The organism is Kribbella speibonae (assembly GCF_004331375.1).
Classification (GTDB): domain Bacteria; phylum Actinomycetota; class Actinomycetes; order Propionibacteriales; family Kribbellaceae; genus Kribbella; species Kribbella sindirgiensis.
Window position 1 is genome coordinate 696,211 of the sequence record NZ_SJKC01000001.1, and the last position, 19,501, is coordinate 715,711.

Annotated in this window: 20 protein-coding genes and 1 tRNA gene; 10 read left to right on the forward strand and 11 right to left on the reverse strand. The window is 67.3% G+C overall.

Features of this window, described 5'->3' with window-relative positions; all coding sequences use genetic code 11:
• Positions 1–5: 5 nt before the first annotated feature.
• From E0H92_RS03545 to E0H92_RS03560, 4 genes are all read left to right on the forward strand, one after another.
• Complete coding sequence (locus tag E0H92_RS03545) at positions 6–782, forward strand: hypothetical protein (RefSeq protein ID WP_131464484.1); 777 nt, start codon at positions 6–8, stop codon at positions 780–782.
• A complete protein-coding gene (locus tag E0H92_RS03550) occupies positions 782–1,621 on the forward strand; it encodes a DUF4097 family beta strand repeat-containing protein (protein ID WP_238152961.1) in 840 nt (279 codons plus the stop codon). Before E0H92_RS03545 ends, E0H92_RS03550 begins: the two co-directional genes overlap by 1 nt.
• 143 nt (positions 1,622–1,764) lie before the next feature.
• On the forward strand, positions 1,765–2,010 hold the full coding sequence (locus E0H92_RS03555; protein WP_131464490.1) for a hypothetical protein: 246 nt from the start codon (positions 1,765–1,767) through the stop codon (positions 2,008–2,010).
• A 196-nt stretch (positions 2,011–2,206) separates the two neighbouring features.
• Positions 2,207–3,688, forward strand: coding sequence for a hypothetical protein (locus tag E0H92_RS03560; protein ID WP_131495366.1), 1,482 nt, complete (start codon positions 2,207–2,209; stop codon positions 3,686–3,688).
• Positions 3,689–3,739: 51 nt separating this feature from the next.
• On the opposite strand, the gene dcd is transcribed toward E0H92_RS03560, so the two are convergent.
• On the reverse strand, positions 3,740–4,315 hold the full coding sequence (dcd, locus tag E0H92_RS03565) for a dCTP deaminase (protein WP_131283931.1): 576 nt from the start codon (positions 4,313–4,315) through the stop codon (positions 3,740–3,742).
• 144 nt (positions 4,316–4,459) lie between these two features.
• Positions 4,460–4,900, reverse strand: a complete 441-nt coding sequence (locus E0H92_RS03570; protein WP_130388106.1) for a MarR family winged helix-turn-helix transcriptional regulator — start codon at positions 4,898–4,900, stop codon at positions 4,460–4,462.
• Positions 4,901–5,257: 357 nt separating this feature from the next.
• On the opposite strand from E0H92_RS03570, the gene E0H92_RS03575 reads away from it, so the two are divergent.
• A tRNA-Gly gene (locus E0H92_RS03575) sits at positions 5,258–5,331 on the forward strand.
• A gap of 78 nt (positions 5,332–5,409) precedes the next feature.
• Here E0H92_RS03575 and E0H92_RS03580 read toward each other — a convergent pair.
• Together E0H92_RS03580 and E0H92_RS03585 are read right to left on the reverse strand one after the other, a co-directional pair.
• Positions 5,410–5,733, reverse strand: coding sequence for a site-specific integrase (locus E0H92_RS03580; protein WP_165549682.1), 324 nt, complete (start codon positions 5,731–5,733; stop codon positions 5,410–5,412).
• Between the two features lie 86 nt (positions 5,734–5,819).
• A complete protein-coding gene (locus E0H92_RS03585) occupies positions 5,820–6,434 on the reverse strand; it encodes a DinB family protein (protein ID WP_131495368.1) in 615 nt (204 codons plus the stop codon).
• A 565-nt stretch (positions 6,435–6,999) separates the two neighbouring features.
• Between E0H92_RS03585 and E0H92_RS03590 the strand changes: the two genes are divergently transcribed.
• Together E0H92_RS03590 and E0H92_RS03595 are read left to right on the forward strand one after the other, a co-directional pair.
• The gene (locus E0H92_RS03590) at positions 7,000–7,722 is read left to right on the forward strand and encodes a hypothetical protein (RefSeq protein WP_131495369.1); all 723 of its coding nucleotides are present in this window, start codon (positions 7,000–7,002) and stop codon (positions 7,720–7,722) included.
• Positions 7,719–8,243 carry a hypothetical protein gene (locus E0H92_RS03595; RefSeq protein WP_131495370.1) on the forward strand — a complete coding sequence of 175 codons (525 nt, stop codon included), beginning with the start codon at positions 7,719–7,721 and terminating at the stop codon, positions 8,241–8,243. Before E0H92_RS03590 ends, E0H92_RS03595 begins: the two co-directional genes overlap by 4 nt.
• Before the next feature lie 49 nt (positions 8,244–8,292).
• Here E0H92_RS03595 and E0H92_RS03600 read toward each other — a convergent pair whose 3' ends face one another.
• The 5 genes from E0H92_RS03600 to E0H92_RS03620 form a co-directional block, all read right to left on the reverse strand.
• On the reverse strand, positions 8,293–9,270 hold the full coding sequence (locus tag E0H92_RS03600) for a phosphotransferase enzyme family protein (protein WP_131495371.1): 978 nt from the start codon (positions 9,268–9,270) through the stop codon (positions 8,293–8,295).
• A gap of 3 nt (positions 9,271–9,273) precedes the next feature.
• Complete coding sequence (locus E0H92_RS03605; protein WP_131495372.1) at positions 9,274–10,128, reverse strand: galactose-binding domain-containing protein; 855 nt, start codon at positions 10,126–10,128, stop codon at positions 9,274–9,276.
• Positions 10,125–11,696, reverse strand: coding sequence for an alkaline phosphatase D family protein (locus E0H92_RS03610; RefSeq protein ID WP_131495373.1), 1,572 nt, complete (start codon positions 11,694–11,696; stop codon positions 10,125–10,127). Before E0H92_RS03610 ends, E0H92_RS03605 begins: the two co-directional genes overlap by 4 nt.
• A gap of 97 nt (positions 11,697–11,793) precedes the next feature.
• Positions 11,794–12,585 carry an SCO4651 family lipoprotein gene (locus tag E0H92_RS03615; protein WP_131495374.1) on the reverse strand — a complete coding sequence of 264 codons (792 nt, stop codon included), beginning with the start codon at positions 12,583–12,585 and terminating at the stop codon, positions 11,794–11,796.
• Positions 12,586–12,672: 87 nt separating this feature from the next.
• Positions 12,673–14,823, reverse strand: coding sequence for a (Fe-S)-binding protein (locus E0H92_RS03620; protein ID WP_131495375.1), 2,151 nt, complete (start codon positions 14,821–14,823; stop codon positions 12,673–12,675).
• Positions 14,824–15,013: 190 nt separating this feature from the next.
• Between E0H92_RS03620 and E0H92_RS03625 the strand changes: the two genes are divergently transcribed.
• Positions 15,014–15,529, forward strand: coding sequence for a hypothetical protein (locus tag E0H92_RS03625; protein WP_131495376.1), 516 nt, complete (start codon positions 15,014–15,016; stop codon positions 15,527–15,529).
• A gap of 1 nt (position 15,530) precedes the next feature.
• Here the strand turns inward: E0H92_RS03625 and E0H92_RS03630 are convergent, their stop codons facing one another.
• A complete protein-coding gene (locus E0H92_RS03630) occupies positions 15,531–16,982 on the reverse strand; it encodes a GAF domain-containing protein (RefSeq protein WP_131495377.1) in 1,452 nt (483 codons plus the stop codon).
• Positions 16,983–17,065: 83 nt separating this feature from the next.
• Between E0H92_RS03630 and adh the strand changes: the two genes are divergently transcribed.
• Positions 17,066–18,589 carry an aldehyde dehydrogenase gene (gene adh, locus E0H92_RS03635; protein WP_131464526.1) on the forward strand — a complete coding sequence of 508 codons (1,524 nt, stop codon included), beginning with the start codon at positions 17,066–17,068 and terminating at the stop codon, positions 18,587–18,589.
• The gene (locus E0H92_RS03640) at positions 18,590–18,967 is read left to right on the forward strand and encodes a DUF779 domain-containing protein (protein WP_131464529.1); all 378 of its coding nucleotides are present in this window, start codon (positions 18,590–18,592) and stop codon (positions 18,965–18,967) included. It begins immediately after the preceding gene.
• Here E0H92_RS03640 and E0H92_RS03645 read toward each other — a convergent pair.
• Positions 18,953–19,498, reverse strand: coding sequence for a hypothetical protein (locus tag E0H92_RS03645; protein ID WP_131495378.1), 546 nt, complete (start codon positions 19,496–19,498; stop codon positions 18,953–18,955). The genes E0H92_RS03640 and E0H92_RS03645 overlap by 15 nt on opposite strands.
• Positions 19,499–19,501 lie beyond the last annotated feature (3 nt).

The window sequence follows — 19,501 nt, forward strand, 5'->3', positions numbered from 1 at the left end:
CTGTCATGGAACTTGACCACTACCTCGAGTCGGTCCGGCGGAGCGTTGAGAACGCCACCGCCCTGGCCGACGAGCAAACTCGCTCCGTGGCTCAGCGCCTCGGGGCAACGCTGGATGACGCGGGCCGCCTGGCCCTCATCTCAGCCCTGTCCGACGCCGCCGGGGAGATCAGCCGTGAGCTGTCCCCGGGCTCGGTCGAGCTCCGGATGGCCGGCGGCCGCCCGGAGTTCGTGGTGACGCCGGCGCCCAGCCAGCTGACCGGTCCGGACGAGACCGAAGAAGACATCGACGACGACACCGACACCGAGGCCGACGAGCAGTTCGTGTTCGACGCCGACGAGCCGACCGCGCGGATCACGCTGCGGCTGCCGATGTCGATCAAGAACAAGGTCGACGAGGCGGCCAACGCCGAGGGCATCTCCTCGAACGCGTGGCTGATGCGCACCGTGATGACCGAGCTGAGCGAGCGCCGCCGCGGCGGCCCCCGCCCGCCCCGGCCGCCGCGCCCGCCGCGTGGCCCGGTGTTCGGCCCGGAGGGCCCGCTGGGTCCCAACGGACCGCTCGGCCCCGACGGGGTCTTCGGCCCGAACGGCGTCTTCGGCCCGAACGGCCCGTTCGGCGAGGAAGGCGTCTTCGGCCAGGACCGCGGCCGGTTCGAGCGCGACCGGCGCCGTGACGACCGGGACCGCCGCCGCGAGGACAAGGACCGGCGCCGCGAGGACAAGGAACGCCGCCGGGGCGGACATGGCCCGGGCCAGCGACTGACGGGATGGGCGGAATGATGAGCGGCTTCAGCCAGCAGATCGTCGACGACGAGAACGACCCGATCGAGCGGATCCGGATCGACATCGGCTCCGGCCTGGTCGAGATCACCGCCAACCCCGACGGCAAGGGCACCGCGGTCTCGGTCGACGTCGACAGCGGGCCCGAGGAGGACGTGACCGTCGAGGTCGTGGACGGCGAGCTGATCGTCGAGGGACCGCAGCGGAACGTCCGTCGCGGGCCGGAGATCCAGGTCCGGATCGCCACCTCCGCGGTGCTCGACGCCCGGGTCAAGACCGGGTCCGGCGACATCACCGCGGACGTGCCGCTCGGCTCGGCGCGGCTCTCGACCGGCTCCGGCGACGTCCGGCTGACCCGGGTCGAGAACGAGCTCGGCGTCAACACCGGCAGCGGTGACGTCAAGGTCGAGTCGGCCGCCGGCGCGGTCCGGGCCGGTACCGGTTCGGGCTCGATCGACATCGAGGAGGCCGGTGACGCGCTCGGCCTGAGCACCGGCTCCGGCGACGTCACGATCGGCGACGCGGCCGGTCCCACCTCCGTCAAGGTCGGCTCGGGTGACATCACCATCGAGCGGATCCGCGACCACTCGGTCGCCACCTCCGGCTCCGGCGACGTGAAGGTCGAGATCGCCGACGGGCCGAGCGTCCAGGCCGAGACGGCCAGGGGCGACGTACAGATCGGGGTCCCGGACGGACTTCCGACGTACCTGGACCTGAAGACGGTCACCGGACGGATCCGGTGCGATCTCGAGCCCGGCCAGAAGCCGGCCGAGGGGGACCGCGCCCTGATGCTGCGCGCCCGCACCGTCTCCGGCGACATCACCGTCGTCAAGGTCTGACCCAAGAACGACCGCACGCGTCGGATCGGCGTGCCCGGGTTCGTTGGGTTGATGTAGAGGAGCCGAGGTCCCGCCTCCGGGGCGGGACCCAGGCGAAGCATTGCCGAAAACCAGCACGGGGACTATGCGAGGGGAGCACGACCATGATCACCGAACAGCAGGAAGTTGCCCGCTACCGGATCGCCGAGCGGGTGCAGGCCGCCGAGGCCCGGGCGTTGCTGCGCCAGGACACGACCCGGACCAGCCCGCGGGAAGGTCTGGCGGGCGCGCTGCGCAAGCTGGCCGACCGGCTGGAGCCCGCCTCCCGCCGCCTGACCGAGCCGGCCACCCGGCCGCTGACCGAGTCGCAGCCCCGCCACCGCGGGACCGGGCTCTCGATCGTCCGGTGAACGGCGTACCGCTGACCGGCGCGGCCGCCGCGATCTGCGCTGTACTGGAGCGGCTCGGCCTCGTCGGCGCCCGCCGGTAGTACTGCAGCTTGCTGCAACGCCTGTGGATAAACCGCCGGGCGGACCCGTGGACACTGCTAGCGTTCAGTCGATCATTCTCGGCGACCTGGGAGCGAAGCCAACGATGTTGCGTCCGATGGTGACAACCACGGCTGTCACCGCAGCCCTGATTCTGCTGGCCGGTTGCGGTGGCGACGACAAGAAGTCCGACTCGGGCTCGGAGAACAAGGGCGGCGAAACCACCACCTCGGCCACGCCGTCCGCCCCGGCCGTCCCGTCCTTCGACCCGCCGAAGGCCTTCGCCCCCGCTGCGGCGTACCCGGTGATGAGGGACAAGGAGCACCAGTTCTCCGAGGAGAAGTCGCAGTCGGGTATCGCCGGCCAGGTCGCGCTGATCGGGCGCTGGACAGGCCTCACCGGCCACGACGTCGCGGATCCGAACAAGACCTGGACGATCAAGTCCGCGGAGGCCGAGACCACCAAGGTCACCGACGCGACGAAGCCGGTGGCCGTCAAGGTCGACGGCAAGGACGTCGCCCTGGTCGCGTACACCGAATCCGACAAGGGCAACGGGACGCAGAAGCCGAGCGGGCTGGTCGTCGTCCACTGGGTCGACGTGATGACCGGCCAGAAGGTCGCCGAGGTGGCCGCGAAGGTGAGCACGCTGCAGGGCACCGGCGACACCGCGGCAGGCACCCCGAATGTCGCCGGCGTGGCCTACGACCCGGAGACCGGCCAGGTCGCCGTCGGGGTGAGCCTGATGGGCAGCGTCTCGAAGTACCAGACGGTGTACGCGGATCCCAAGACCCAGAAGTCCACGATCCTGCCGGGGCTGAGCCCCGCCGCCGTGCACGAGGGCGTCGTCGCGGGGGCGCCGGGTCCGGCGGACCCGGGCGGCTCTGCCGGCACGGTCGTGCTCGCGGACGGCGCGAGCGGGAAGGTCACGAAGCAGATCCCGCTCAAGCAGGCGTCCCTCAAGCCGCTGGCCGCCGGCGCCAAGCACGCGTACTTCTACGGGGACAAGGATTCGGCCTACGACAGCGGGACCAAGGGCCAGGCGATCTTCGTGGTCGACCTGTCGACCGGTGCCGTCACGCAGACCGAGCCCGCGCCCCCGTCGGACTCGAACGTCGAGGTCGAGTGCCTCGCGGACCAGGCCACCGCGGTCGTCTGCACGACCGGAACGGTCCAGGGCAGTTCTCTGGGGATCGTCGGGTTCGACGACGCGACCGGCAAGAAGGCCTGGGGCTACACGGAGGACTCCGGGGGCCGGGTCGTGCCTCGAGTGACCGCGGCCTTCCACGGTGTCGTGTACGCGCAGACCGAGGCGCAGCCGGTGCTCCTGGACGCGAAGACCGGTCAGGACCTGCCGAGCGCCTCCTCCTCGTCCAGCCCGGGCTCGAGCGAGACCCCGTCCTCCGGTGACACCCCGTCCGAGAGCGACTCGCCGACGGGCAACGAGTCTCCCGGGAACGGTGACCTGGGCCTGTTCAACGGCAAGATGGCGTCGCCGGCGGCCGTGTCGGCGTACGGCGGTGTCTACGGGCAGTCGCCGAGTGGCGACACGGGCTCGGTCGACCTCGAATCCGTCTGCATCTTCCTGAAGCCGACCGCCTGACGTTCACAACGAAAAGGGCCCCGGGACTTTCCCGGGGCCCTTTTTCGTTGGTCAGACGTCGGTGCGGTGGAAGTTCTTGTAGGAGCGGGACGGTGTCGGCCCGCGCTGGCCCTGGTAGCGGGAGCCGTACTTCGACGAGCCGTACGGGTGCTCGGCGGGGGAGGACAGCCGGAAGAAGCAGAGCTGGCCGATCTTCATCCCGGGCCAGAGCTTGATCGGCAGCGTCGCGACGTTCGAGAGTTCGAGCGTCACGTGTCCGGAGAAGCCCGGGTCGATGAAGCCGGCCGTGGAGTGGGTCAGCAGGCCGAGACGGCCCAGTGACGACTTGCCCTCGAGCCGGGCGGCGACGTCGTCGGGCAGCGTGACGAGCTCGTACGTCGATCCCAGGACGAACTCACCGGGATGCAGGATGAACGCCTCGCCGCCCTCGGGCTCGACGAGCCGGGTCAGATCGGGCTGTTCCTCGGCCGGATCGATATGCGGGTACTTGTGGTTCTCGAAGACCCGGAAGAACCGGTCCAGCCGTACGTCGACACTCGACGGCTGCACCATCGCAGCATCGAACGGATCCAGCTGGACCCGCTTCGCGTCGAGCTCGGCCAAGATGTCACGGTCGGAGAGCAGCACGGTCGCACGTTAGCAGCGTGCTGCTCGTCCGCACAGCTCGCGTTGCCGGTCAGGCCGGTTCCCGGGGCTGGTGGTGAGTCGTCCGGAGCCCTCAGCTCCCCGGCGGGAGCACACCACCAGACCGTGGGCCTGAGGCAACTATTTTCAGTTCGCCAGCTTGTTGAACTTCGACACCTGGGTGGCGAAGGTCTTCACCTGCGCCGGCGACCAGTCCTTGAGCAGGTCCTCGATCACCTTGTGGCGCTTCTTCCGGGCCGCCGTCAGCTTGCGCTTGCCGGCCGCGGTCAGCGTCAGCAGGGTCGCCCGAGCGTCCGACTTGTCGGCGGCCCGCTTCAGCAGACCCTCCTCCTCGAGTCGCGCGCAGGCCCGGCTGACCGGACCCTTGTCCACCTCGAGTGCTGCCACCAGGTCGGCCATCCGCACCGGTGCCAGCTCCTCCACGTGGTTCAGCAACGCGTACTGCGCCGGCTCCAGGTCCGGATGCGCCTCGTCGGACAGCGTCCGCTGCAGACCGCGCAGCCGCCGTGCCAACGTGACGAGTTCCTTCTCCAGGTTGTCCACCGCGTCAGTTGTGTCTGTTGCCACCGTTCACCCCTTCATCCAGTTGCCCCGCAACCATCTTGTCCGGTCCCGGCGAGGACCGCATCCTCACGTTGCGTCGAATGTTGCCCCCGGCAACGCGTTCTAATCTGCCAGAAGATGACGAACCTGCCCAGTCCTGAACGTGCCCTTTGTGAAAAACTGCCCAAGAACCCCCACGGCAAACCGTCCATCCCCTCTTTTCGATGCGTTCGGCACCGATTTCCGGGCCAGAGCTGCTGACGCCGCAACAACCCGGTCGTTCCACGGTAGGTCCGCCCGGACCGCCCGGCACGCGGACCCGGCGTGGTTCCGGCCCCCAGGATCAGCTATGCTCATCACCGCCGTCGGGAGACCGGCCGCGCGGGTGTAGTTCAATGGCAGAACATCAGCTTCCCAAGCTGACAGTGCGGGTTCGATTCCCGTCACCCGCTCCAGAGCTCAGCCCCGGGTCAGAGGCACATCTTCGACCTGGGGCCGAGTCATTTCAGCGGCCCGAAACCGGCGGTGTGCCGTTACGTGCCCGATGCGGCGGCGGTCACAGCCTTCCACCAGGCTCGCTGGAAGTTCGATCGGCGCAGCAGCGCACCCTTTGCCCCGGTGAACACGTGCGACGCGGCACCGGCCTTGACGTAGATCTCGAAGTGCAACCGCACATCCTCGATCACGAGCTCCGGCAGGTGAATGTCTCGAATGCCGGCGTCCGACTTCGGCGGTCTGATCCTGAGTTCTCCGGTGGGAAGTTCCACGGCTGCCCGACGTACCTTGACAACGCCATGGGTCAGGCTCACATCACGCCGTTGAAGTCCGGCCAGCTCGCCCCATCGGAGACTGCCCATCGCGGCCAACAAAACAAGCGCTCGATAGCGAGGCGCAATCCCGCTAGCGATTCGATAGACCTCGGCGAGCGTCAGCGTCGGCCGCTTCAGCGTCTACGGGTCCTGCCATAACGGTTGGCGTAGATGTCGCGCACCATGCAGATCTGCGTGCCGTGGTGGCTCACCTCATTGAGCATCGCCGCGAGGGCGTGGTCGCCGCGCCGCCAGGGATGCCCCGGGTAGTCCCGGTCGAGCATCTCGTCGGTCGTGTTCTTGAGTGCTTCCTTGAGCGCGGCCCAGCCGTCGTTGAAGCGCGCTAGGCCCTCGTCAACGGTGGGAATGATCGTGTGGCCCCACATGCGCCCGTAGATCTCGCCTGTCGGGGTGGTGGGGCCGCCGACGATCTCGAGTTCGGCGAACAGGCCAGGCGCGGCGCCGAAGTGGTTGAGCAGCCAGTTGATGGTTGTCATGGGCATCACGACCGGCTTGCCGTCGAACTCGTCAGTCGCAAGGTCCCAGTCGCACTCGACGACCCACTGGCCGCTGTCATCGCCGCCGGCGTGCTTCGTACGGTGCTCGCCTCGCGGGCGGATGCCCCACGCACCCGGGTGCGGCTCGAAGTCGAGCTCGTCTTGGATGAGGTCCTTCCGCGCTCGGTCGAGCGTGTAACTGTCGATGAGTCCCATCCAAGTGAGGAATATGTCGGCGCGCTTGTCCGTCATGACGCCGAGCTTGGCATTCCCTTGCTGCGTGCTGCAAGATCCCCAGAGCCGAGCGATAATACGGACTGCGCAGAACTAGCCGGTCTTCTGCGGCCTACGGATGAGAGCGTCGGCGTGCCCTCCGCGTGCCGCACGCCAGGGCCGATCATGGTCCGCAACGGCCAACCACGGTCACCACAACCTCGCCTGAGGCGCAGTCGGCCGGTGCGGACAATTCTGTTCCCAAGCTGACAGTGCGGGTTCGATTCCCGTCACACGCTCCACTCCGAAGGCCAGGCCAGGGGCATGACCCCCGGCACTGGGCCTTGGTTAATGTGGGGAAGGCTCGGCCGGCCAGCGCGCGGGTGTCCGGTTCAGGATGGCGGCATGCTTATGAACACTTCGTGGTGTCAGGCTAGTGAGCGCGGCTGTTCGAATGAGGCAAACAAGCGCTCGATCGTGGGGTGCAAACTCAGGGTGCGTGACCTAGGGGTGTCGGTAGCATCCCGGGATGCTTGAGGAGTTTGAACAGTTGCTGCCGCGGCCGGTGCTTTGTGTGCTTGGGGTTGGGTTGGAATTTGGTGTGGTGGAGAAGGTTGCGGCCGAGGTGGGCGGGACGGCCGGGTTCGCTCTTGATGAGGAGTACTCCGAGCAGGGGCACGATCCGGAGATGACTCGGGCGTTCGAGGCATCTCTTGCCAGGGTCAGCTTCACTGACGCCGACTGGGAGGCGGTCGAGGAGCATGACGGTGTTGCGTACGTGCTGTCCCGGCCTATGCGGGCATTCACCATGCCGCCGGAGTTGATGCGGCCGATGTTGTTGGGGGTCTCGCGCGAGGCGCTGGCCTTGACGGCTGCGCTCCTGCAGTCCGGCGCTACGGCTGTGAAGAACGAGAGCAACGGGATCACGCACGGCCGGGAGCGGTGGCTCTCCCTGGCTGACGAGGCGGTTGCCGCGACAACGGATGACGAGCTGGCCGGTGTGCTGTATCGGGCCACCGTGAAGCGGCCGATCTCCACCGGCGAGCTGCTCTACAGCTGCGGCATGCATCTGCTCGGCGCGCCTGACGTGGAGCTGGTCGCCACCCCGACCACGAATGACGAGGTCGAGGACTGCGTGACATTGATGGACACGCTGGCGATGTACCTGCTGACCGACGAGCGGGCTGCCGAGATGGCCGACGGTGAAGGGTTCCGCCTGACCGAGGACTCGCCGCGCTGGCTGCTGCACCACTACCCGGACGACCGCCACGAAAGCGACGACATCTTCTACAACCCACTCGGCTACTGGCGCCTCACCCCCGCATGAGCACCGACTACGCGATCTTTCTGAATGGTGGGTTCGGGGTCGGCAAGTCGTCGGCGCTCGAGCATGCCGGGGATCTCCTTGCGGAGGCCGGCAGGCCGTTCAGCTTGATGGATGTGGACTGGTTCCATCGGTCCTGGCCGCCTGCTGAGCAGGACAATGCTTTGATCGAGGCACAGAACATCGCCGCGGTCTGGAAGGGTTATCGCTCGGTGGGGCCGCGGCAGCTGGTGATGTGTGGGGTGATCAGTACGACGGCTGCTCGGGAGCGCTATGAGGCTGCGGTCGAGCAGCCTGTTCGGATGGTTCGCCTTACCGCCGATGCCGACGTCACCAGGAAACGACTGCGCGGGCGGTACACCGCGAGTCAGCGGTCGGCGTTGGAGTGGCATCTGGAGCGATGCGACGAGATCGCGGCGCGTCTTGAGGCCGCGGATCTGGACGAATTGGTCATCGACACCAGCAGGATCGAGCCGCATGCGGTTGCCGCGCGCACCTTGCGGCACTTCGGTCTTTCAGACTAAGAGGGTCATTCAGAAGTCACCAGCCGACCGCCGGAGCCGCGCCACCTCCCTAAATCTCTTTCCCTTGTCTTTTCTCTAAGTCGATCGCTTGTGTTGTTCGGTGGAGTTTGTTGAGGGTGCTGGGTAGGTCCCGCAGGGTTTTGGTGATGGTGGTCTCGACTGCGGTGTGGTCGCCCATCCAGCGGGCTGGGGTGGTTTCGCCGAGGGCTACGCGGAGGTGGTCGGCGAGGACCTGGATGAGGTTTCTGGCGACGCTGAGGAAGAGGTTCTGGCCGGCCCATTCGAGTTTGCCGCCGGCTGCGGCGTACGCGGTGAGGATTTGGTTGATTTGCTCGGGGTTGCCGCGTCCGAAGATGTACGCTGATCTGCCGGCCTCTAGGGCTGCGCTGTCGGTTCGGACTGTGTCCCAGTCGACCAGGACGGGGCCGGATGGAGACGTGACGATGTTGTGGGGCTTGAAGTCGCCGTGGGTTGTCACGAGGTCCGGTACGTCGTTGCACAGGTCGGTGATGCGCGCGGAGATCGCGAGGATGTGGGGAAGGCTGTCAGTTCCTGGTGCCCATTCACGGTCGCGGGCCTTGGCGAACCAGTTCTCCCAGGTCTCTGGCGGATGGACGGCTTGCTGCCACCACTGAGGCAAGGCGGCCTGGCCGAGCGGCTGCAGTTGGTGGATCTGCGCCATCGTCCGGCCGAGCCAGGTTGAGACATCGGGCTCGGGCGTTCGGTGCTCGACCCATCGGTAGACCCGGAACAATCGATCGTCGACGACGGTCACCCAGCCAAGGACAGGGTCGGTCGGCGTGATCGGCTGCGGCATGTCCACGCCGGCTGCGAGAGCCCGGCGCTCGAACGCCATCGCGGCCGCCAGTTCATGCACATCCACAGCCGGCAGATACCCCTTGACGAAGTAGCTGCCGGTTGAGGTGTTCAGCTGCCAGGTGTCCGCGTCGCCGCTCCGGACGTGGACGAGGCCGCCGTTCGGTCTGCCCAGATCGAACGCGAGCGCGATGGCTTCTGCAGGAGGCAAGGTTCAGGTTCCGTAGACCTCGAGTTCGACGATGCGGGAGTAGGTGTGGTCGTTGCCGTCGAGGCAGAGGATGCGTACAGCTTCCGCCTGCACCGGGTCAAAGGTCGTCGTGACGTGGCCGAGGGTGTTGCCGCGGACCTGGGCGACGGTCTGCCACGCGCCTCCGACCTTCGCCTGGACATCCCAGTCGCGGAGGCCGTTGAGCCGGGCCGGGTACTTCACCGAGTCGAGCGTGTAGAGCTCCACCCGGTTCACGGTGGCGGGCACTGACAGCGCGACGTCGTACGTGTCGGGGAAGACTGCGCGGGTCCCGTCGTTCCAGCCGGTCAGGGTGTCCCAGTGCTCGGGGTCCTTGTCGCCGTCGACGGCGCCGCAGAGCGTGAAGTTGCCGTGGGTGGAGGACGCCGTCGCCTGCTCGCCGAGTGCGAGGTTGTCGCCGGGGCCCTTCGACGGAAGCGGCTCGACCGTCACCGGGACGGTCAGGCGGTTCCGGTCGACCTCGACGCCGATCTTGTACGCACCGGGTTTGGTGTCGCGCGGGACCCGGACCTCGACCGGCGCGGACACCGGCTGATCGGGGTCGACTGCGGGCAGCCACGACGAGAAGAGCGTGCGGGACAGCTGCAGCGGACCGGTCGGCTCGAGCGTCAGGTCGGCGTACCGGTCCTGGCTGCCGGTGTTCGTCATCGTCAGGTTGAGGGTGCTGGGGAAGCACGGAAGGCCGACAACGCTCAGTTGTTCCGGTGCGACACTCACTGAAACGTCTGAGGAGGTTGCCGCAGGCATCGAGCTGGAGCCGAGCAGGGCGGCGGCGACGATCGTGCCGGCCGCGACGACGGTCTGTCGGGGGATCCTCATTTCTGTACCTCCGCGATGCCGGGGCGGCCGTCCTCGACGAGGAGTTTGGCGCGGGTGCTCACGGTGCCGCCCTGGACGGACACCTTGTCGACGACGCGGTAGTCGGAGATCCATCGCTGCGGCGTGACGGAGCAGCTGACGTACCCGCGCTGGAAGTTGCCGAACTTCATGTGCTGGTTCTCCCGCAGCAACGTCGCGCCGCCGGGATCGAGGTCCTGACCGTCGATCCCGGACGTGATCGACGTACCGACGAACTCGGCGCCGACCACCGCCGACGCGGGATCGTCGAAGTCCAGCTTCAGGTCCGACGCCACGCTGCGGTGCAGGTCGCCCGCGATCGACACCAGGTTGCGGACCTTGCGCTGCACCGCGCCGCCGAGGATCCGGTTCCGCGACGCCTCGTACCCGTCCCAGGTGTCCATCGGGACCAGCACTTCCGGCCCGTCCTTCGTGTCCAGCCGGGCGATCGCGGTCTGGTGCGCGAGCACGTTCCAGCGTGTCTGCGACGCGGCCCAGCCGTCGAGCAGCCACTTCTCCTGCGCGTCACCGGTGATCGTGCGCGCCGGGTCCTTGGTTTCCGGACCGGGCGCCTTCGTGCCGTCGCCGTACGCTTGGTCCGACCGGTACTGGCGCGTGTCGAGCACGTTGAACTCCGCGAGCCGCCCGTACCTGATCCGCCGGTACAGCTGCATGTCCGGGCCCTTCGGCAGTTGCGCGAGCCGCAGCGGCATGTGTTCCCAGTACGCGCGGAACGCGTTGGCCCGGCGTACCCGGAACTGGGCCGGCGGCGCACTCGGATGCGCCTCGTCGGCCCAGTTGTCGACGACCTCGTGATCGTCGAGCGTCACGATCCAGGGCGCCCGAGCGTGCGCGCTCTGCAGATCGGGATCCAGCTTGTACGCCGCATACCGCTGCCGGTACTCGTCCAGCGTCACGGTCTGCTGCGTGATGTACGGCTCGTTCGAATGCGGCCGGATGCCGCGGTCGATCCCGAACTCGTAGATGTAGTCGCCGAGGAAGAACACCACGTCGTGGTCGCGCTTCGCCATATCGGCGTATGCCGTGTACCAGCCCTCCCACCACGCCTGGCAGGACGCGAAGGCCAGCGACAGTTCAGGTACGACAGCGTCGTACGCCGGCGCGGTCTTGGTCCGGCCGACCGGGCTGAGCTGCCCGTTCACGCGGAAGCGGTACCAGTAGTGCCGCCACGGACGGAGTCCCCGTACGTCGACGTGCACCGAGTGACTCGCTTCGGGACCGGTCCTGGCCGTGCCGGAGCGGACGATGCGGTGGAACCGCTCGTCCTCCGCGACCTGCCACTGCACCTCGACCGGCCGCCGGTCCATCCCGCCGAACGGCGCGAGTGGATCGGGGGCCAGCCGGGTCCAGATCACCACCGCGTCCGGCAACGGATCGCCGGACGCGACACCGAGCGTGAACGGATCCCGCCGGTCGGCCCGGCCGGTCCATCCCGCCGCGGCGGTCTTGATCTCCGGAAGACTGCCGCTCAGCGCGAGCGCCGCCGCTGCTCCGCTGACAGTAAGGAAGTTGCGTCGTGTAGTCGGCATCGGCACCCACCCACCCGATCATCCTGAGGTGATCACATCCGTAACGGGAGATTACGAGAAGTTCACACAACAGGGTGGGAAAATGACCGATTCCGGCCTATTGAACGATCTTGCTCGCCGGCGGTGCGGTGATGGTGACAGGCTTGTTGTAGTCGCTCATGGTCATCACCATCGAGACGCCGCTGAGGTCGAACGTCATCCGCCGGACCAGGTGCGACTTGTCCAGCCACATCGAGTAGACCAGCGTCTTCGGCATTTGGGCCGGCACCTTCTTACCCTGCAGCGCCAGCGCCTTCGCGGTGTTCACGGTCACGGCGTACCGGTCGAGCTGCTGCCCGCCGATCGTCTCGGTGCGGACGAACTTGAGGTCGACCATGCTCTTGTCGAAGGACTTGTAGATCTTGGTCGGGTCGCCGCCCTCGATCAGCTCGGTCAGCTGGTCGTTCAGGCCGGACGCGACCTTCTTGTACTTCCCGGCCGGCGTCAGCCCGGGGATCGACAGGTACGCGGTCTTCTTGATCACGACGATCTTCGCGGTCTTGCCCTGGAAGGCCGCGCCGGACATCTCCATGGACATCGCGACCGGGTTGGTGGTCTGGTAGCCGTCCATCGTCATCAGGGTCGAGCCCTGAGCGGTGACCGTGCCGACCGTGTGCCAGGCCTTCTGCTTGCTGACCGCCGATGTCATCGCGGACACGAACGTCACGCGGTTCAGGTGGGCGACCTTCGCGGGTGCGGCGGTGTTGGTGGCGACCGGCTTCGGTGCGGCGGTCGTGGTGGCCGGGGTCGTTGGCTTGTAACCGGTGGCCTTGGGTTCTCCGCCGCAGGCGGCGAGGCCGAGGGCGAGCGGTACGGCGGCCGCGGTGGCCACGGCGGCGCGGAACTTCATGATGCGTTTTCCTCCCCAGGTGATGCAGACGGTGGATCTTATGGTCTGGACCACCTGGGGCGGAAGGGATTTGCAGCTAGTTGCAGGTCAGCTTTCGCCACGTTTTACAGAAGCGAGCAGCAGCTGAGCGACGTCCTGGACCTCGACGGTCTCGCGGGCCGATCCGTCGGCCTGCTTGGCGGTGAGGCCGTCGGACAGCATCACCCGGCAGAACGGGCAGCCGGTGGCGATCTTGTCGGCGCCGGTCTCGACCGCCTCGGTGGTCCGGTTCAGGTTGATCCGGGTGCCGAGCTTCTCCTCCATCCACATCCGCGCGCCGCCGGCGCCGCAGCAGAACGACTTCGTCTGGTTGCGCGGCATCTCGGCGTACTCCGCGCCCGGGATGATGTCGAGCAGTTCGCGCGGGGCGTCGTACACCTGGTTGTGGCGGCCGAGGTAGCACGGGTCGTGGTACGTGATCTTCTGGCCGTTGAGCGAGCTGTCGGCCGGCGCGACCGGGGTGAGCTTGCCGTCGCGGACCAGCCGGTTCAGCAGCTGGGTGTGGTGGATGACGTCGAGCTCGACGCCGAGCTGGGAGTACTCGTTCTTCAAGGTGTTGAAGCAGTGGGCGCACGTCGACACGACCTTGCGCACGTTGGTCTCTTTGAACACCTCGGCGTTCTGCATCGCGAGCTGCTGGAACACGAACTCGTTACCGGATCGCCGCGCCGGGTCACCCGTACACGTCTCGCCGTCACCGAGTACGGCGAACGAAACGCCCGCGATGTTCAGCAGCTCGGCCACCGCCTGCGTGGTCTTCTTCGCGCGGTCCTCGAACGCGCCGGCGCAGCCGACCCAGAACAGGTACTCGACCTCGTCCAGTGTCTCGACGTCCGAACCGACCTGCTTGACCTCGAACGGCAGGTCCTTGGCCCAGTCCATCCGGCCGGACGGGTTCATGTTCCACGGATTGCCCTTGTTCTCCAGGCCCTTGAACAGCCCGTTGAGTTCGGACGGGAACGACGACTCGATCAGCACCTGGTACCGGCGCATGTCCATGATCGCGTCGACGTGCTCGATGTCGACGGGGCACTGCTGCACGCACGCGCCACACGACGTACAGGCCCACAGCGCCTCCTCGTCGATCACCGCGACGTCCGCGGGTCCGACCAACGGCTTCTCCTGCTCGTCGAGGACCAGCTGGGACAGCGACTTGCGGTCGTCCTCAGCGGCGAGCAGGTACGGCGCCTTGGCGTACGCGTGCTCGCGCAGACCCATCATGATCAGCTTCGGCGACAGCGGCTTGTCGGTGTTCCACGCCGGGCACTGCGACTGGCACCGCCCGCACTCGGTGCAGGTGGTGAAGTCGAGCAGGCCCTTCCAGGTGAAGTCCTCGACCTTGCCGACCCCGAGCGCCGCGTCCTCGTCGAGTTCGTCGATGTTCTCGAAGTCGATCGGAGCGCCGTTGACCATGATCGGCTGCAGCGCGCCCAGCGCCGTACCACCATCGGCCTTGCGCTTGAACCAGATGTTCGGCCAGGCGGTGAACCGGTGCCACGCGACACCCATCGTCGCGTTCAGCGAGATCGTGATCATCCAGGCGAACGAGATCAGGATCTTGATCATCGCGACCAGGTAGACGGTGTTCTCCAGCGCGTTCTCGGACAGGCCGCCGAACAGCCCGGTGCCGATGAACCACGTGCCCGGGAAGTGGAACTTGGTCCCGGCGCCGAGCTCGTACTCGAGGCCGCGGAGCAGCAGGATGCAGATCAGTACGCCGAGGATCGTGTACTCGACGTAGTACGCCTGCCAGGCGGTGGAACCGAAGAACCGGCTGTAGCGGCCCTTCTCGCCCTTCGGCAGGTTGCGCAACCGGATCGCCATCAGCCCGATGATCGAGACCAGACCGGTCCAGGTGAGGAACTCGCTGACCCACTCGAACACGAACCAGTGGCCGATCACCGGCAGCGCCCAGTGCGGGTCGAACAGCTGCCCGAACGCCGTCACCAGGCTGAGGAACAGCCCGATGAAACCGAACGCCACGAACCAGTGCAGGACGCCGATGTGGCTCCACTGCAGCATCCGGGTGTGGAGCAGCGTCTCCTTGGCGAGAGTGACCGAGCGCTGCCCGGGCTGATCGGTCCGGCTGACCGGTTGGCCAAGCTTGATGACGGACACGATGTGCCCGATCGTCTTGCCGAACAACGCGACACCGACAGCGGCGATCGCGAGCGAGACGACGATGGCGAGGATCTGCATACCAGCGATGTTATTGGTCGGTTACCCGTCAGTCATGTCTGTGTAGGGCTCGTCACGCCGCCACTTGCCGCTGTCACCAAATCGACACACAGTGTTACAGAAGGTTCGTTGCGCCTGACCTCCAGTGATCCGTAAGTTTCTAACCACTGCAACCGCAGTACCTGTCAATCGGTTTCGGTGGGAGAGAGCCATGCGTCTTCGTCGGGGAATCGCTGCTGGAGTACTGATCGCGACCGGTGTGGTGGTGCCGGCCGGGACGGCGGCCGCGGCCAAGTGCAACACCAGCACGGTCTACTGGTACGCACGAGGCGGGCACGAGGTGTACGTCGGGACCAACCTGTACAGCGACTGGATGGAAGGTCCCGGCCGCATCACCTACCAGAAAACCACCACCTCGGAGTCGAACTCGTCCTGGTCTGGTGACCTCGGCGTGAGCATCCCGCTGGTGATCGCCGAGATCCAGAACAAGTACTCCAAGACGGTCGGGAAGTCTCACGCCGTGACCGACAGCTGGTCGTACACGGCCGAGGTTCCGGCCGGCAAGGTACGCCGGTTGCACCAGCTGAAGCAGTCCTGGCGGGTCCAGGTCGTGCGCTGGAAGTACACCACCAGCGACTGCAAGAAGACCAAGGAAGTCAGCAACAAGACCGCCACGTTCCCGACCAAGAACCGCGACTACATGTGGATCCTCGTCGGCCGCGAGTAAGTCAGTCGAGCAGTCTGGTGAGGCGCGCGGAGACGGCGGCCCGGCGCGGGTCGTCCGTCGGCAGGCCAGCGGCGAGGGCCTCGAAGATTTCCAGGTCCTCGGCGCCGGTGCTGGTCTGCGCGAACTGCCACAGCAGGTCGGCGTTGCCGGCGTCGAGGAGCGCGCGGCGGAGGGTGGCGTCGATTTCGTCGCGTTCGGAGCGCAGCGCGGGCGCGTCGGAGCGGGCGAGCAGCGGACCGGCGTACAGCTCGAGGGCCTTCGGGAGGTCGCCGCTGCGGAGGGCTTTCTGTACTTCGGTCACGTCACCGGTGACGTCCGCGATGATGCGGTACGGCTTGGTGTCGAGGACGCCGCCGCCGAGCAGGTTCCGCAGGCGGTGCATCTCGGCGCGGACCGTGGTCGGGTTGCCCTCGTCGCCGTACAGCTGGAGCATCAGCTGCTCGGCTGTGAGTCCGGTCGGCTGCAGTAGTAACAGTGCGAGTACCTCGGCGCGCCGCAACGTCAGCGCGATCTCGCGGCCGCCGACGATCGCGATCGGCTGGCCCGCGCCGAGCAGCTTCAACCGCAAGGACGGTCGCGTCCGGCGGACCGGCGTACCGGGCATGCGGAGCAGGAAGCCCTCGTCCAGACGCTCCACCAGACCTTCGCGGCCGTCGCCGAGGTCGATGCGATCCGCACCGTCCGGTACGACGAGGCGGTCGGGCAACCATTCGAGCGGCTGCACCGCGAGCACGCGGCCGGTCGGAGTGAGCAAGGCGCCCGGTGCGTCGCCGAGCGCCATCAGGTGCCTCATGTTGCGGGCGCGCAGCATCTCGTCCGCGGCGGCCATCCGGACCTTCAACTGTCCTTCGGCGAGCTGAGCCGCCGCGGTCACCAGGGCGACCATCGCGGGATGGACCGTGCGCAGCGGTCCGGAGACGTCGACCGCGCCGAGCAGTTTGCCGGTATCGGGATCGTGGACCGGCGCGGCGGCACAGGTCCATTCGTGGATCCGGCGGACCAGGTGCTCGGCCGAGTGGATCTGGACCGGCCGGCCGACGGCGAGCGACGTACCCATGCCGTTCGTGCCGATCTTCTCCTCCGACCAGATCGCACCCTCGGACAACGCGATCCGGTCGGCCTGGCGTTTCACCTCCGACGATCCTTCGCGCCAGAGGATGGTGCCCTGGGCGTCGGTGATGATCATGATGTGCGACGCCTCGTCGGCGATCGTGGTCAGCGTCTGCCGGAGCACCGGGAGGACGGCCTGCAACGGGTGGTTCTCGCGGAGCGCCGCGACCACGTCCGGATCGACGATCACCGGCGGCGCGTCGAGCTCGGGATCCACCGCCGCCGCCAGAGAGCGCTCCCAGGAAGCGGCGACGAGTGGGCGCGGGTCGGCCGTAGCGCGGCCGCCGCCGAGCACTTCGTCGTACAACTCACTCAACCGGCGGGCCTGATCCGGTGCGTCCATGCCGCCTCACTCCACGCTGCAACGTCGGTGCAACGTTCATTCTCCTACCTTCGGTTCAACGTCGGGTATCCGAAGGAGAACCAATGACGATCTTCGCAGCTCCGGGGCAGGATGGCAGCCCGGTCACGTACAAGTCGCGCTACGAGCACTACATCGGCGGCGAATGGGTGCCGCCGGTCAAGGGCGGGTACTTCGAGAACCCGACGCCCGTCACCGGTCAGGCGTTCACCGAGATCGCGCGCGGTACGGCGGACGACGTCGAGCGCGCCCTCGACGCCGCCCACGGTGCCGCGCCGGGCTGGGGACGGACGTCGCCGGCCGAACGCGCGAACGTCCTGAACAAGATCGCCGACCGGATCGAGGCCAACCTCGAACTGCTCGCGGTCGCCGAATCCTGGGACAACGGCAAGGCCGTCCGCGAGACGCTGGCCGCCGACCTGCCGCTGGCGGTCGACCACTTCCGGTACTTCGCCGGCGCGCTGCGGGCCCAGGAGGGCTCGGTGTCGGTGATCGACGACGACACGATCGCGTACCACTTCCACGAGCCGCTCGGCGTGGTCGCGCAGATCATCCCGTGGAACTTCCCGATCCTGATGGCGGTCTGGAAACTGGCGCCCGCGCTGGCGGCCGGTAACGCCGTCGTCCTGAAGCCGGCCGAGCAGACCCCGGCCTCCATCCACGTGCTGATGGAGCTGATCGCCGACCTGATCCCGCCGGGTGTGGTCAACATCGTCAACGGGTTCGGCGTCGAGGCCGGCAAACCGCTTGCCTCGAGCAACAGAGTGGCCAAGGTCGCGTTCACCGGCGAGACCACGACCGGCCGGCTGATCATGCAGTACGCGTCCGAGAACATCATCCCGGTGACGCTGGAGCTCGGCGGCAAGAGCCCGAACGTGTTCTTCGCCGATGTCGCGTCGTCCCGGGACGACTTCTACGACAAGGCCCTCGAGGGCTTCACGATGTTCGCGCTGAACCAGGGCGAGGTCTGCACCTGCCCGTCGCGGGCGCTGATCCAGTCGTCGATCTACGACTCGTTCCTCGCCGACGCTGTCGGGCGCACCCAGGCGATCAAGCTGGGCAACCCGCTGGACACCGACACGATGATGGGCGCGCAGGCCAGCAACGACCAGTACGAGAAGATCCTCGCCTACCTCGAGATCGGTCGCTCCGAGGGTGCCCGCGTGGCGACCGGTGGCGCGCCCGCCGAGCTCGGCGGGGACCTGTCCGGCGGGTATTACATCCAGCCGACGGTCTTCGAGGGCGACAACAAGATGCGGATCTTCCAGGAGGAGATCTTCGGCCCGGTCGTCGCGGTGACGAGGTTCGACGACTACGCCGACGCGATGAAGATCGCCAACGACACGCTGTACGGACTCGGGGCGGGCGTCTGGTCGCGGGACATCAACACGGCGTACCGGGCCGGCCGGGAGATCCAGGCCGGGCGGGTCTGGACGAACAACTACCACGCGTACCCGGCGCACGCGGCGTTCGGCGGGTACAAGAACTCCGGCATCGGCCGGGAGAACCACAAGATGATGCTCGACCACTACCAGCAGACCAAGAACCTGCTGGTCAGCTACAGCCCTTCGAAACTCGGGTTCTTCTGAGTGGTCGCGAAGGTGCTGCTCACCGACGAGGCGGCGGAGTGGTTGCGCCGCCTCACCGGGATGCACGGTCCGCTGATGTTCCACCAGTCCGGTGGCTGCTGCGACGGCAGTGCGCCGATGTGTTACCCGGACGGGGAATTTCGTACGGGGTCGGCGGACGTGCATCTCGGTGATCTGGTCGTCGACGGCGTGGACCGGCCGATCGGTTTCTGGATGTCCGCGAACCAGTACGAGTACTGGAAGCACACCCAACTCACCGTCGACGTGGTGAAGGGCCGCGGCAGCGGCTTCTCGGTGGAGGCCCCCGAAGGCGTCCGCTTCCTGATCCGCTCCCGCCTCTTCACCGACCAAGAGTCCACAGAACTAGGACTCCTCTAAGCGAGTGCCGACCGTCCGGTGGCGTTGCCGGACGGCCGGCACTCTTCTATTCCCCCAGTACGGCGCGTAGATCGCGGAACTGTCCCGCTCGCCGTCCCCGTCCTTCAACTCCAGAATCCGCCGCCGCTGCACGTCCGTCACCCGCGTCAACCGCAACGCATCCCCCACATGCGGCCGCTCCACCACGTGCAACCAGAACGTCAGATCGATCTTCCAGGTGTCGGTGTGCAGCACCGCGTAGAAGCGCTCGTCGGTGATGGCTGGTGTCGGCCGACGGTCCCCGCGCTCGTCCCGGAAGTCCACGCTGCGCAAGCCCACGCGACGATCCAGGGTGACCAGACCGTTGAGGACGGCGGCGGTCGTCGCGTCCGGTGCGTCGAACATGACGTCGAGGTCGCGGTCGACCATCAGCCCGGACAGGGCACTTCCGATCAGCACCGGCTCCCACAGGAACGCGGTGCCGAGGTCCAGGAGTTTGTACAGCTCCTGGGCCTCGGCCTGTAGCGCTTGTGCTTGTTCGACCAGGGACATGCG

What these genes read in the sequence shown, in the direction of transcription:
- E0H92_RS03580 (WP_165549682.1), bottom strand. Translation starts at nt 5,733, where the DNA reads ATGGGCAGTCTCCGATGGGGCGAGCTGGCCGGACTTCAACGGCGTGAT.
- E0H92_RS03605 (WP_131495372.1), bottom strand. Translation starts at nt 10,128, where the DNA reads ATGAGGATCCCCCGACAGACCGTCGTCGCGGCCGGCACGATCGTCGCC.
- E0H92_RS03610 (WP_131495373.1), bottom strand. Translation starts at nt 11,696, where the DNA reads ATGCCGACTACACGACGCAACTTCCTTACTGTCAGCGGAGCAGCGGCG.
- E0H92_RS03630 (WP_131495377.1), bottom strand. Translation starts at nt 16,982, where the DNA reads ATGGACGCACCGGATCAGGCCCGCCGGTTGAGTGAGTTGTACGACGAA.
- E0H92_RS03645 (WP_131495378.1), bottom strand. Translation starts at nt 19,498, where the DNA reads ATGTCCCTGGTCGAACAAGCACAAGCGCTACAGGCCGAGGCCCAGGAG.
- E0H92_RS03585 (WP_131495368.1), bottom strand. Translation starts at nt 6,434, where the DNA reads ATGACGGACAAGCGCGCCGACATATTCCTCACTTGGATGGGACTCATC.
- E0H92_RS03550 (WP_238152961.1), top strand. Translation starts at nt 782, where the DNA reads ATGAGCGGCTTCAGCCAGCAGATCGTCGACGACGAGAACGACCCGATC.
- E0H92_RS03555 (WP_131464490.1), top strand. Translation starts at nt 1,765, where the DNA reads ATGATCACCGAACAGCAGGAAGTTGCCCGCTACCGGATCGCCGAGCGG.
- E0H92_RS03625 (WP_131495376.1), top strand. Translation starts at nt 15,014, where the DNA reads ATGCGTCTTCGTCGGGGAATCGCTGCTGGAGTACTGATCGCGACCGGT.
- E0H92_RS03620 (WP_131495375.1), bottom strand. Translation starts at nt 14,823, where the DNA reads ATGCAGATCCTCGCCATCGTCGTCTCGCTCGCGATCGCCGCTGTCGGT.
- E0H92_RS03595 (WP_131495370.1), top strand. Translation starts at nt 7,719, where the DNA reads ATGAGCACCGACTACGCGATCTTTCTGAATGGTGGGTTCGGGGTCGGC.
- E0H92_RS03545 (WP_131464484.1), top strand. Translation starts at nt 6, where the DNA reads ATGGAACTTGACCACTACCTCGAGTCGGTCCGGCGGAGCGTTGAGAAC.
- adh (WP_131464526.1), top strand. Translation starts at nt 17,066, where the DNA reads ATGACGATCTTCGCAGCTCCGGGGCAGGATGGCAGCCCGGTCACGTAC.
- E0H92_RS03560 (WP_131495366.1), top strand. Translation starts at nt 2,207, where the DNA reads ATGGTGACAACCACGGCTGTCACCGCAGCCCTGATTCTGCTGGCCGGT.
- E0H92_RS03615 (WP_131495374.1), bottom strand. Translation starts at nt 12,585, where the DNA reads ATGAAGTTCCGCGCCGCCGTGGCCACCGCGGCCGCCGTACCGCTCGCC.